This window comes from Ruegeria sp. C9, from assembly GCF_056537585.1.
Genome location: NZ_JBQFRU010000002.1, coordinates 257,463 through 269,910, shown reverse-complemented (window position 1 = coordinate 269,910; position 12,448 = coordinate 257,463). Strand labels below are relative to the sequence as shown.

Annotated in this window: 13 protein-coding genes and 1 tRNA gene; 12 read left to right on the top strand and 2 right to left on the bottom strand. The window is 55.4% G+C overall.

The window, feature by feature from the left end; all coding sequences use genetic code 11:
• The first annotated feature begins 6 nt into the window (after positions 1-6).
• From sufB to ACR0NE_RS05490, 8 genes are all read left to right on the top strand, one after another.
• Positions 7-1,527, top strand: coding sequence for a Fe-S cluster assembly protein SufB (gene sufB / locus ACR0NE_RS05525; RefSeq protein ID WP_170393033.1), 1,521 nt, complete (start codon positions 7-9; stop codon positions 1,525-1,527).
• Positions 1,527-1,730, top strand: coding sequence for a hypothetical protein (locus tag ACR0NE_RS05520; RefSeq protein ID WP_170405842.1), 204 nt, complete (start codon positions 1,527-1,529; stop codon positions 1,728-1,730). Before sufB ends, ACR0NE_RS05520 begins: the two co-directional genes overlap by 1 nt.
• A gap of 51 nt (positions 1,731-1,781) precedes the next feature.
• Positions 1,782-2,537, top strand: coding sequence for a Fe-S cluster assembly ATPase SufC (gene sufC, locus ACR0NE_RS05515; RefSeq protein WP_170393035.1), 756 nt, complete (start codon positions 1,782-1,784; stop codon positions 2,535-2,537).
• Positions 2,537-3,817, top strand: coding sequence for a Fe-S cluster assembly protein SufD (sufD, locus tag ACR0NE_RS05510; protein WP_170393036.1), 1,281 nt, complete (start codon positions 2,537-2,539; stop codon positions 3,815-3,817). The genes sufC and sufD overlap by 1 nt, the downstream gene beginning before the upstream one ends.
• The gene (locus ACR0NE_RS05505; protein ID WP_170595578.1) at positions 3,817-4,302 is read left to right on the top strand and encodes a YIP1 family protein; all 486 of its coding nucleotides are present in this window, start codon (positions 3,817-3,819) and stop codon (positions 4,300-4,302) included. The genes sufD and ACR0NE_RS05505 overlap by 1 nt, the downstream gene beginning before the upstream one ends.
• Complete coding sequence (locus ACR0NE_RS05500; RefSeq protein WP_170393038.1) at positions 4,299-4,865, top strand: Yip1 family protein; 567 nt, start codon at positions 4,299-4,301, stop codon at positions 4,863-4,865. The genes ACR0NE_RS05505 and ACR0NE_RS05500 overlap by 4 nt, the downstream gene beginning before the upstream one ends.
• 13 nt (positions 4,866-4,878) lie before the next feature.
• Positions 4,879-6,099, top strand: a complete 1,221-nt coding sequence (locus tag ACR0NE_RS05495; RefSeq protein WP_170595580.1) for a cysteine desulfurase — start codon at positions 4,879-4,881, stop codon at positions 6,097-6,099.
• 57 nt (positions 6,100-6,156) lie between these two features.
• A tRNA-Arg gene (locus ACR0NE_RS05490) sits at positions 6,157-6,233 on the top strand.
• A gap of 128 nt (positions 6,234-6,361) precedes the next feature.
• Here ACR0NE_RS05490 and mepK read toward each other — a convergent pair.
• The gene (gene mepK / locus ACR0NE_RS05485; protein WP_170393040.1) at positions 6,362-6,931 is read right to left on the bottom strand and encodes a peptidoglycan L,D-endopeptidase MepK; all 570 of its coding nucleotides are present in this window, start codon (positions 6,929-6,931) and stop codon (positions 6,362-6,364) included.
• A 345-nt stretch (positions 6,932-7,276) separates the two neighbouring features.
• On the opposite strand from mepK, the gene ACR0NE_RS05480 reads away from it, so the two are divergent.
• Genes ACR0NE_RS05480 through ACR0NE_RS05465 form a run of 4 tightly spaced genes read left to right on the top strand, consistent with a single transcriptional unit; the run spans position 7,277 to position 11,511 of the window.
• A complete protein-coding gene (locus ACR0NE_RS05480) occupies positions 7,277-8,878 on the top strand; it encodes a L,D-transpeptidase family protein (protein WP_170595582.1) in 1,602 nt (533 codons plus the stop codon).
• 34 nt (positions 8,879-8,912) lie between these two features.
• Complete coding sequence (gene lpxD, locus ACR0NE_RS05475; RefSeq protein WP_170595584.1) at positions 8,913-10,004, top strand: UDP-3-O-(3-hydroxymyristoyl)glucosamine N-acyltransferase; 1,092 nt, start codon at positions 8,913-8,915, stop codon at positions 10,002-10,004.
• 32 nt (positions 10,005-10,036) lie between these two features.
• On the top strand, positions 10,037-10,294 hold the full coding sequence (locus tag ACR0NE_RS05470; protein ID WP_170393043.1) for an acyl carrier protein: 258 nt from the start codon (positions 10,037-10,039) through the stop codon (positions 10,292-10,294).
• Between the two features lie 8 nt (positions 10,295-10,302).
• Positions 10,303-11,511: a beta-ketoacyl-[acyl-carrier-protein] synthase family protein gene (locus ACR0NE_RS05465; protein WP_170595586.1), complete on the top strand. Its 1,209-nt coding sequence runs from the start codon at positions 10,303-10,305 to the stop codon at positions 11,509-11,511.
• Between the two features lie 52 nt (positions 11,512-11,563).
• On the opposite strand, the gene ACR0NE_RS05460 is transcribed toward ACR0NE_RS05465, so the two are convergent.
• The gene (locus ACR0NE_RS05460) at positions 11,564-12,163 is read right to left on the bottom strand and encodes an invasion associated locus B family protein (protein WP_170393045.1); all 600 of its coding nucleotides are present in this window, start codon (positions 12,161-12,163) and stop codon (positions 11,564-11,566) included.
• Between the last annotated feature and the right edge of the window lie 285 nt (positions 12,164-12,448).

The window sequence follows — 12,448 nt, the reverse complement described above, 5'->3', positions numbered from 1 at the left end:
TGAATTATGGCCGCTTTGGACCAGACCCAGGTGAAAGAGGGTGTCGATCAGGAAACCGTAGACGCGGTTCGCGAGGTCAGCACTTATAAATACGGCTGGGAAACTGATATCGAGATGGAGTATGCGCCAAAAGGCGTGAATCCCGATATCGTTCGTCTGATCTCGGACAAAAATGATGAACCTGAGTGGATGACCGAATGGCGTCTGGCCGCGTTCGAGCGCTGGACCCAGATGGAAGAGCCTAAATGGGCGATGGTGCACTACCCGCCGATCGACTTTCAGGACCAGTATTATTATGCCCGTCCGAAATCGATGGAAGATAAACCCAAATCTCTTGATGAGGTCGATCCCAAACTTCTGGCGACTTACGAAAAGCTGGGTATCCCTCTGAAAGAACAGATGATCCTGGCAGGTGTCGAGGGCGCTGAGAATGCACCGGCAGAAGGCCGTAAGGTTGCTGTTGATGCAGTATTTGACTCGGTTTCGGTCGGGACGACTTTTCAGGAAGAGTTGAAGAAAGCCGGCGTTATCTTCTGCTCGATTTCCGAGGCGATCAAAGAGCATCCGGAACTCGTCAAGAAATACCTGGGGACGGTCGTACCGGTCTCGGACAATTTCTATGCCACGCTCAACTCGGCTGTATTCTCGGATGGTTCATTCGTCTACGTCCCGCCGGGCGTACGCTGCCCGATGGAACTGAGCACATATTTCCGCATCAATGCTGAAAATACCGGCCAGTTTGAGCGCACGCTGATCATCGCCGACAAGGGCTCTTACGTCTCATATCTGGAAGGCTGCACCGCGCCCCAGCGCGACACCGCTCAGTTGCACGCGGCGGTTGTCGAGATCATCGTCGAAGAAGATGCCGAGGTGAAATACTCGACCGTTCAGAACTGGTTCCCCGGAGATGAGAATGGCAAGGGCGGTATCTACAACTTCGTGACCAAGCGCGCCGATTGTCGGGGTGATCGCTCCAAGGTGATGTGGACGCAGGTCGAAACCGGCTCAGCCGTAACCTGGAAATACCCGTCTTGCATCCTGCGTGGCGACGATAGCCAGGGTGAGTTCTACTCGATCGCGATCACCAACAACATGCAGCAGGCCGATACCGGCACCAAGATGGTTCATCTGGGCAAGAACACCAAGTCGCGGATCGTATCGAAAGGGATCAGTGCCGGTAAGGCGCAGAACACCTATCGTGGTCTGGTGTCGATGCATCCAAAGGCCAAGGATAGCCGCAACTATACGCAGTGCGACAGCTTGCTTATTGGCGACAAATGCGGGGCGCATACGGTTCCGTATATCGAGGTGAAGAACAACTCATCTCGGGTCGAGCACGAGGCGACGACATCAAAAGTGGATGACGATCAGCTGTTCTATTGCCGTCAGCGTGGCATGGACGAGGAAGAAGCCGTGGCCTTGGTCGTCAACGGGTTTTGCAAGGACGTTCTGCAGGCGCTGCCGATGGAATTTGCGATGGAAGCGCAACAGCTTGTGGCAATCAGCCTTGAGGGATCAGTCGGCTGATGACACCAAAACCCCAACAGCGAATCCGAAAGGACGATGTCCTGACCGTGCTTGGCTATGCGTTGCCGGTGCTCGGCGGCCTGTTGGGGGTTGCTTACGTCAATACCAAGTACATGGACTTCATAAACCCGGTTTGGGCAGTGGGCGCAGGCGCGTTGCTTGGATGGATCATCGCCCGCGTGATCCGCAAGGTGCTGGGATAAGAACTTATCGGGGTCGCAATGCGCCCCTTGCGAGATGCTAAAGGACAGAAAATGCTGGAAATCAATAACCTGCACGTCAAACTTGAGGAAGAAGACAAGCAAATTCTTAAGGGGGTCGACCTGACGGTCGAGCCTGGCAAGGTGCATGCGATCATGGGGCCCAATGGCTCGGGCAAATCAACGCTCAGCTACGTGTTGTCTGGTCGTGATGGCTATGAGGTGACCGAGGGCGGCGCGACGCTTGATGGCGAGGATCTGCTTGAGATGGAACCGGAAGAACGTGCAGCCGCAGGTGTGTTTCTGGCGTTCCAGTACCCGGTCGAGATTCCCGGTGTGGGCAACATGACCTTCCTGCGCACCGCCGTGAATGCGCAGCGCAAAGCACGTGGCGAGGAAGAGCTGTCGGCGACGGATTTTTTGAAAGAGGTTCGTGCCAAGGCCAAGGCGCTGAAAATCGACGCTGAAATGTTGAAACGTCCGGTCAATGTTGGCTTTTCGGGTGGTGAGAAAAAGCGCAACGAAATCCTGCAAATGGCGATGCTTGAGCCGAAGATGTGCATCCTGGATGAGACAGACTCGGGCCTTGACGTGGACGCGATGAAACTGGTGGCCGAGGGTGTGAACGCCCTGCGCGATGAAGGGCGGGGTTTCCTTGTTATCACGCACTATCAGCGGCTTCTCGATCACATCAAACCTGACGTGGTTCACATCATGGCGGATGGTCGTATCGTGAAATCCGGTGGTCCCGAACTGGCGCTGGAAGTTGAAAACAACGGCTATGCCGACATACTGGCTGAGGTGAACTGATGGCTTTGCCCCAAGCAAAACAAACGGCGACCGAGGAACGGCTGGCAGCGCTGACCATGCCGGATGCGGGATGCACACGCAAAGCGCGCGAAGCCGCAATTGCACGTGTACGCGCGATGGGTTTGCCCAGTCGTCGAGATGAATACTGGAAATATACCCGTCCAGACACTCTGGTCTCTGCGGAAGCTCCCAGTGCTGCTTTGTTCAAAACGGATGAACCGGCTCTGTTCCACGCGCTCGACCGACTGAAGATCGTTTTCATTGATGGCGTATTCAGCCCGGAAGAGTCTGATGATCTGTCTCTGGAGGGTGTAACGATCGATCGGCTGGAAGATATCTGTTGCAAAGATATCCATTGGGCCAAAGAGTTATACGGCGTTCTTGAAGCAAAAGGCCAAGATCCAGTGGCGCGTCCCTTGGCGGCGCTGAACACGGCCTATGCGTCAGATGGAGTTGCCATTCATGTATCCGGCAAGCCGAGCAAACCGATTAACCTGATTTATCGCCATGAATCTGAAACGTCGGATGCGATCCTGCATCACGTCGTTCGGGTTGAAAGCGGTGCCGAAGTCACGATCCTTGAAAACGGACCCGCAGCGTCGCGCTTCAACAAATGCATGGAGATCGATATCGCCGACAATGGCACGCTGCATCATATCCGTGCGCAGGGCAGGGATCATCAACGCCGTGCGGCGACTCATATGTTCTCGCGGCTTGGCAAAGAATCCGTTTATAAATCCTTCACGCTGACCGTGAACGGAGTTTTGACGCGAAACGAGCAAGTCGTCGAACTGACGGGTGACGATGCGGTCGCTCACGTGGCGGGTGCGTGTGTTGGAGACGGTGATTTTCTCCATGATGACACGGTCTTTGTCACCCATGATGCGGTGAATTGCGAGAGCCGCCAAGTGTTCAAGAAGGTGCTTCGCAATGGTGCGACGGGTGTTTTTCAGGGCAAGATCTTGGTGAAGGAAGGTGCTCAGAAAACCGACGGTTACCAGATCAGCCAGTCGCTGCTTCTGGACGATGACAGTCAGTTCCTCGCCAAACCCGAGCTTGAGATTTACGCCGATGACGTGGCGTGTTCGCACGGTTCGACCTCGGGCGCCATTGATGAAACGGCTTTGTTCTACCTGCGCTCCCGTGGCGTCCCAACGGCAGAAGCAACCGACATGTTGACACTGGCCTTCCTGGCTGAAGCCGTTGATGAAATCGAGGACGAGGATCTGGCAGCTGATATCGTGTCCCGATTGCAAGATTGGCTGGCACGCCGCCGCTGATGCCTGTCACAACTGATATCGTGGCCACGTATCGCGGACCGGGGCGTGTGGTGCGTCGGCTGCTTGATATGGGGCCGCGCGAGGATCGCGCATTGGCCATCGTCATGATCGCCTGCACCATTGTGTTCATCGCAGACACCCCGCGACTGGCCCGCGAGGCTCATGCTACGGGGCAAGAACTGAACGCTTTGCTGGCAGGCGGTCTATTTGCCTGGGTGATCTGTATGCCGCTTGTGCTTTACCTACTTGCCGGGCTTACACATCTAGTGGCCCGGATTTTGGGTGGAAAAGGTGATGGTTTCGGCGCGCGGCTAGCCTTGTTCTGGGCGCTTCTCGCGTCAGCGCCTTTGGTGTTGCTGAATGGGCTGGTGTCCGGTTTCATCGGCCCCGGGTCAGCGCAAACACTTGTGGGGCTGTTATGGGTTGCGGTTTTTCTCTGGTTCTGGTTGTCGGGCCTCAAGCAATCGCAAAAGGCTGCTAAATGAATTCCACCGCACTGCTCAACCTGGTCGTTCTGACCCTGTCCAATCCAGCCGAAGCCGCAAGACGATTGCTCGCGTTGCGGCTGGGTACGGATGTACTGTGGCTCGCCTTCTCTCTCGCGGTGATCCTGAACGCTCTGGTCCAGTCTGCGTCCAGCTTCGTCCTGCCGCTTATCAGTCCGGATGTTCAGCAACTGGCTGAGCCACTATCAAGGACGCTTTTTGTTTCCGTTGCGGCAATCATGATCAGCGTCGTGACGTTCCTATTAGTGGGCCGCGTCCTGGGTGGAACGGGAACGTTCAATGACTTCATGACGCTGATTGTCTGGTTGCAAATCCTGCAAATTGCGGGGCAAGCAATCATTCTAGCGCTGGTTGCAGCGCTGCCGTTTCTATTCTTACCGGCCAGTCTGGCGATGCTGGGTCTTAGCCTTTACATCACCCTGCATTTTCTCAACGAGGCGCATCGATTTAAGTCGTTGGGAAAGTCGTTTGTTGTGATCCTGATCTCTGGTCTTGTGGCCGTCCCGTTTGTTCTTTGGCTGATCCCCGCCGGGTCTGTATAGGGAAGTCCTGTCTATGTATGACGTACAAAAAATCCGCGCAGATTTTCCGATCCTGTCACGTCAGGTCAACGGAAAGCCGCTGACTTATCTAGACAACGGGGCCTCCGCGCAGAAACCCCAGGTGGTGATCGACGCGATCACGCAGGCCTATGCGCTCGAATATTCGAACGTGCATCGAGGGCTTCACTATCTGTCAAATCTCGCGACCGAGAAATATGAGGCCGTCCGTGGCACGGTTGCGCGGTTTCTGGGCGTATCAAACGAGAATGAGATTGTCCTGAATTCGGGTACGACCGAGGGAATCAATTTGGTCGCCTACGGTTGGGCAATGCCACGCCTGCAGGCGGGGGACGAGATTGTCCTCAGCGTGATGGAACATCACGCCAACATCGTACCGTGGCACTTCCTGCGCGAACGGCAGGGCGTGGTGCTGAAATGGGTCGATGTCGATGCGACCGGCCATCTTGACCCTCAGGCGGTAATCGACGCCATTGGCCCCAAGACAAAGCTGGTTGCGGTGACCCAGTGCTCGAACGTGCTGGGCACTGTGGTTGATGTCAAAGCAATCACGCAAGGCGCCCACGCCAAAGGCGTTCCGGTTCTGGTGGATGGCAGCCAGGGCGCGGTTCATATGCCCGTCAATGTCGATGACATCGGATGTGACTTCTATGCCATCACGGGTCATAAACTGTACGGCCCGTCCGGTTCTGGCGCAATTTTTATCAAATCGGACCGCATGGCTGAAATGCGCCCCTTTATAGGTGGCGGTGACATGATCAAAGAGGTTTCAAAGGATCAGGTGATCTACAACGATCCTCCAATGAAGTTCGAGGCCGGAACCCCCGGCATCGTGCAGACCATCGGGTTGGGTGTGGCGCTTGACTATATGATGGACCTTGGCATTGAGAGCATCGCATCGCATGAGGCCGGCTTGCGCGACTATGCGATGCAACGGTTGAATGGATTGAACTGGCTGCAGGTTCAAGGCACCACAGCGAACAAAGCCGCGATATTCAGCTTTACTCTGGATGGGGCAGGGCATGCCCATGATGTTTCTACCATTCTGGACAAAAAGGGTGTCGCAGTGCGCGCAGGGCACCATTGCGCCGGGCCGCTGATGGACCATTTGGGGGTCACTGCTACCTGTCGTGCCAGCTTTGGGCTTTATAACACGACGGATGAGGTCGACACTTTGATCGATGCGTTGGAGCTTGCCCACGATCTGTTTGCCTGATCGTACTGCGGATTTGCAGTTGCACCCGGATTGGAACGAGGGTAGCTAACGGCCAAGGCACCTGTAGCTCAGCTGGATAGAGCGCTGCCCTCCGAAGGCAGAGGCCAGAGGTTCGAATCCTCTCAGGTGCGCCATTTCACCTTTGCTAGTCGTCATATTACGCAGAACTGACGGTGCACGAACCTGTTTTTCCAAGCAAAACAAAACCCCCGCCAGAACTATCTGATGGGGGTTGTGCAACAGCGAAAGATGAAATGCTCGATTAGCCGCGCCACGAGCGGATGACACCGCAATCCATGTGAACGAAATTCGAACGATAGTACTGTCCAACGCCACCGGCACGGCAGGCCATCGCTGCTTTGCCCATTTGCGAGACCGAGCGTGATGACAGTCGCAGATCAGCAGCCTGACCCTTCATATGAAGCGAATTCTTGGCAACACCCCGCGAGCGGCGGCGCAGCATTGCGTTGGTTTGCGGCGAGCGGTAACCCGACAGCAGCATGTATGGCTCGCTGACATCCAGAAGGTTATGAGTGGCCGCCATGATGTCGATGGTCCTCAGGTCCACGGACTTGACTTGATCGCTGCGCCAGTCGCGCATGAAGTGGTTGACCTCTTTCACTGCGTCTTTGATGTATTTGCCATCAACCCAATAGACCATATCGATACGTTCACCGGTACGGCCGGAATACATGCGGATACGGCGAATATCACCTCCGCCGCGAAGGAAACCAGCTGCGTTGGAATATGTGGGGGCTGCAACAACTGCGGTTGCGGCGAATGCGCCCAATAGGGCACGCCGGGTCAGGCCCGAGGTACTGCTCTTGGTCATTTTTTGTTTCGTCCCGTACTGTTCCTGCCTGCACACGATGTTACGCGCGCCGTATTAATTTTTTCCCATCCCAGATGCGGGATTTATGGCACAGTAGGAATCAACAGCCAAGAAATCTTTGGTCGCAGTCAAATCAAGGGGGAAATTTCGGCAGTTTTTTGCGCAACTGATGCAAGTATGCTTGCTTTTGGCGCAGTTCGCGCGTCGGCGATGCAAACGCGCACCAGGGGTCAAAGAAGCGGTCTGGTGATGAATTTGTGAATAGACATCAGGCGCTCAGCAAAACATTATTTTCAGACGCCGCTTATAGGGCGTGACAAGTCATTGAAGAAACAGGGCCATCCTATGTCATTTGTTACCCGTGCTCGTTCAAGTGTTTTTATCGCCGCTTTCCTTGTGGCTTCGGCCTCAGTCGCGCAGGCGGGGACGGATGGCACAGCGTTTCAAATGGCCGTTGCGGAAAGTGTGTCCAACAGCCCGGCAATTGCTGAGTTTTATCGCACAAACGGGTTTGATCCGGTTTGGGTTGGCGATACGCCCGAACATTCTGCACGACGCAAAGCCCTGATCGAAGCGCTTTCGACGACCGATCTGCATGGATTGCCTGGGGCACGTTACGACGTCCAGACTTTGAAGACAAAGATGCAGGACGCGCGCAACACCCGTGATCTGGGCATGCTCGAGGCCGAGCTGACTCGGGTTTTTGTCAAATATGCCAGAGACTTGCATTCCGGTTCTGTAACGCCTTCGCAGATTGATCCCGGCCTAGTGCGGGCGGTGGAACGACACAGCGCCGCAGAGCATCTTGAACTGCTCGTTTCCAGCCAGGGTGATACCTATTTCAGGGATATGATGCCTCAATCGCGCCAGTATCTTGCGCTGTTGAAACAGAAGAAGGCGCTGGAAGCGCTGATGACACAAGGTGGCTGGGGCGAGACCGTTCCTGTCTCCAAGCTTGAGCTTGGGGACACAGGGAACAGTGTCATCAGGCTGCGCAATCGACTTGTCGCGATGGGTTATCTGAAGCCTACTGCCAGCCCAAACTATGATGATGCGCTGTTTGCGGCGGTGCAATCCTTTCAGGCTGCTCATGGTCTTGAGGCGGATGGCGTAGCTGGCAAAGGCACTATTTCCGAGATCAATCGCCCAGTTTCAGACCGCTTGAAAGCTGTTTACGTTGCGCTTGAACGGGAGCGCTGGTTACCCAAAGACCGTGGTGAGCGGCATATTCTGGTGAATCTGGCCGATTTTTCTGCCAAGATCGTCGATGACGGGCAGGTCACGTTTGAGACTCGTGCCGTGATCGGCAAAAACACACATGATCGCCGTAGCCCAGAGTTCTCGGATGAGATGGAGCATATGGTGATCAACCCAAGTTGGTATGTGCCACGCTCGATCATCACGAAGGAATATCTGCCGCAATTACGGGCCAATCCAAATGCTGTCGGCCATATCCAGATCACCGACCGCCGTGGCCGTCAGGTAAATCGTGGAGCGGTTGACTTTACCCAGTTCACTGCGCGTAATTTCCCGTTTTCCATGCGTCAGCCCCCGAGCAAAAGCAACGCACTTGGGCTGGTGAAGTTCATGTTCCCTAATAAGTACAACATCTATCTGCATGATACGCCTCAGAAATCTCTGTTCGCACGCGAGGTTCGGGCATTCTCTCATGGATGCATCCGTTTGGCGCAACCGTTCGAGTTTGCCTATAAGCTGCTGGCCAAGCAGGAAGAGGATCCTAAGGCGTTTTTCCACCGCGTTCTGAACACGGGCAAAGAAACGAAGGTTGAACTGGATAAAAAAATTCCGGTGCATCTGATTTATCGCACGGCCTATATTGGCCCCAAAGGCGAGGTGCAGTATCGCCGCGACGTGTATGACCGGGATCGCAAGATCTGGGAAGCGCTGCAAAAGGCAGGGGTGGTCCTGCCGGACGTTCAAGGGTAATCACGAGGCAAATCCCGCCACGAGGACGCCCGACATGCAGTTTACCGTTCAACAAATCGCCGATTCCCTGGGGGTCGTCGCAGAAGGCCAGACTGGTCTGACCATCTTGCGGGCAGCCGAGCCGGGAGATGCCGGGCCAACCGATCTGGCCATGGCGATGTCGCCAAAATATGCTGAAGCCTTGGAGACCGGTACAGCACGGGCCGCGGTTTTGTGGGATGGCGCGGACTGGAAAGCACTGGGGCTTGAGGCCGCCATTTTTGTGCAACGCCCCCGCATGGCGATGGCAGGGATCACCGCGATGCTGGATCGCGGGCAGGGGATTGCGCCGGGAATTCATCCATCGGCTGTCATTGATGAAACCGCCGAGATCGGGGTTGACGTATCGCTCGGCCCGCTTGCTGTTATCGGTGCGCGCGCGCGCGTCGGCGCGGGTTCGGTTATCGGCCCGCATTGCGTGATCGGTATGGATGCGTCGCTTGGTGAAAACGCGCTGCTGCGCGAAATGGTCAGCATCGGTGCGCGGGCTCAAATCGGTGATCGCTTTATCGCGCAGCCGGGTGCCCGTATCGGCGGGGACGGTTTCAGCTATGTCACACCAGAAGTCTCGGGTGCCGAAAATGCGCGGAAAACTCTGGGTGATCAGGGGGATGCAAAGGCGCAAAGCTGGTTGCGCATCCATTCGCTGGGTGCGGTCGAGATTGGCGACGATGTCGAGGTCGGCTCGAACTGCACTGTCGACAACGGGACCATACGCAATACTGTAATCGGTAGTGGATCGAAACTGGATAATCTTGTCCACGTGGGACACAACACCCGAGTCGGGCAGGATTGTTTGTTATGTGGGCAAACCGGCGTTTCTGGTTCGGTCGAGATTGGTAATAACGTAGTACTGGGTGGTCAGACTGGTGTTGTCGATAATATTTTCATCGGTGATGGCGTGATTGCCGGTGGCGGCACCAAGATTCTGTCAAATGTTCCTGCTGGTCGCGTAATCATGGGCTACCCGGGCATTAAAATGGAAAGCCATACCGAGATATATAAAGCCCAACGTCGTCTGCCCCGATTGTCGCGCGACGTCGAGGCGTTGAAAAAGGCTGTTTTCAAACAGCCTTCAAGTGATTAAATCATCCCCAAGGCGAAAATCAGGGGATCGAGATGAGCATCAGCGACCGCGTCATAGCAATCATTGCCGAACAGGCCGTGCTTGAGCCTTCGGATGTGACGCCCGACAGTACGCTCGAAGAATTGGGCATCGATAGCCTGGGTCTTGTTGAGAGTATCTTTGCCATCGAGGAAGAGTTCGATATCACCGTGCCCTTCAACGCAAACGAGCCCACATCCGGCGATTTCGACATTTCGAATGTGACAGCGATCATTGCGGGTATCGAAAAACTCGTGTCTGAAAAGGTCTGACCGCTGGTATGAAACGCGTCGTCATTACGGGTGCTGGCACCATTAACGCGTTGGGCCATTCCGTCCCCGACACTCTGGAAGCCATGCGCGAGGGTCGTTGTGGTATCTCCGACCTTGAGTTTCGTGATGTGGATCGCCTGTCGATCAAGATCGGCGGTCAAGTCCGGGGTTTTGAGGCCGAGGGCCGTTTCAACCGCCAACAGATGACGCTGTATGATCGGTTCACGCAGTTCACGTTAACCGCCGCCAAAGAAGCGATCGATCAATCCGGTATCGTATTCTCGGGTGACACAGCCGCGCGGTCGGGGGTGGTGCTGGGAACGGCCGGTGGTGGCGTCTCCACCTGGGATGACAACTACCGCTCGGTTTACGAGGATGGTAAAAATCGCGTGCATCCTTTTGTCGTGCCCAAGCTGATGAACAACGCGGCGGCCAGCCACGTTTCGATGGAGCACAACCTCAAAGGCCCTAGCTTTACAGTATCAACAGCGTGTGCGTCTTCGAACCATGCGATGGCGCAGGCATTTCAGATGGTGCGCAGCGGGGCAGCGCCCGCAATGGTGACCGGTGGCTCGGAGTCGATGCTGTGCTTTGGGGGCGTCAAGGCATGGGAAGGGCTTCGCGTCATGTCAAAAGATGCCTGTCGGCCCTTTAGCGCAAACCGAAACGGGATGGTGCAAGGCGAAGGTGCGGGTGTTTTTGTGTTCGAAGAATACGAACACGCGCGCGCGCGCGGAGCAGATATCCTGTGCGAGGTCGTGGGCTTTGCCATGTCCTCGGACGCGGCCGACATAGTTATGCCCAGCAAACAAGGGGCAGCACGGGCCATGGCCGGGGCGTTATCGGATGCACGGCTGAATGCAAGCGATGTGGGTTACATAAATGCCCATGGGACCGGCACGGCTGCAAATGACAAAACCGAATGTGCAGCCGTTGCTGGTGTGTTTGGTCCACACGCCGACGATCTGATGATTTCGTCAACAAAGTCCATGCACGGACACCTGATCGGCGGTACCGGCGCAGTTGAGCTATTAGCCTGTATCATGGCCCTGCGCGACGGGGTGATCGCCCCGACCATTGGCTATGAAGAGCCCGACCCCGAATGCGCGCTGGATGTGGTGCCAAACGAGTCGCGTGAGGCGAAAGTTAATGTCGCCCTTAGCAATGCTTTCGCCTTTGGTGGGCTGAACGCCGTTCTTGCGTTGAAGCGTATATGAAGAAACCGCCGTGTTATCACGGCGGCTTTCTTATTCGATGTTTTTGCGGGGCTTAGTTTATGGAAACATTCAGCCCGTCAAAGCCTGCTGTGAAGCCAGACAAAGACATGTCCATATTCAGAACCTGATCTGGCAGGCGCGCAGGAACCAGCGACAGCACCGCCTTTTGGCCTGATTTCATCGCGTCGATATCACCCTGAGTCAAACCCAGTTGCGCCACGCAGCCAACCGGAATGCAGTGGTGATAATTGTAAAGCTTGCGCGGTGCCCCATCGATCGACATAGCCAATTGCGCCTGCAGCAGGGTTTCGAGCGGTACAACGACATTCGCCCAAGCAACAGCGGCACCGCCTTCGGGCAGTTTTCCGATCGAAACTTCGGCAATCGGATCACCCTGTTGGTTATTGAGGATCTGAACCATCGCGCAGGGATCGTCTTCGCCTTCGGTTTTGATGCAGGAAATATTCCATTCACCCGTTTGTTCTTTGACGTATTGCTCGCCAACACGGGGACCGGATTCACCCAGATCCAGATCGCTGCCAACTTCGGCTTCAGCACCGGCTTCAGGTTGCTGTGTGGTTTCCTGCGCAAATGCTGTTCCGCATAACAGTGCTGCGGCCGCCACATTAAAAGGGACAAGTTTCCTGATCATGAATGCCTCATCTAACTGATCCAGTTTTTTGTTTCCTCTATCACCGCAATTCAGTGGTGTCAGGGTAAATCCGAATTCCAGACCGGGAATTGATCGTTTTTTGCCGAAATGCGTGGGAAACACCGCGATCTGCAACGAAAAAGGGAGCCGGTGGAGCGGCTCCCTTCCTGAATATTTTCTCCCCGTCGGACTGGCCGACTTAGTTATGCGCAGACGTTACGAAAGGGGAACCCGTTGGTCAACTCCTAACCCTAAAAAACTATTCTTGCGTCTTTCGGTTTTCGT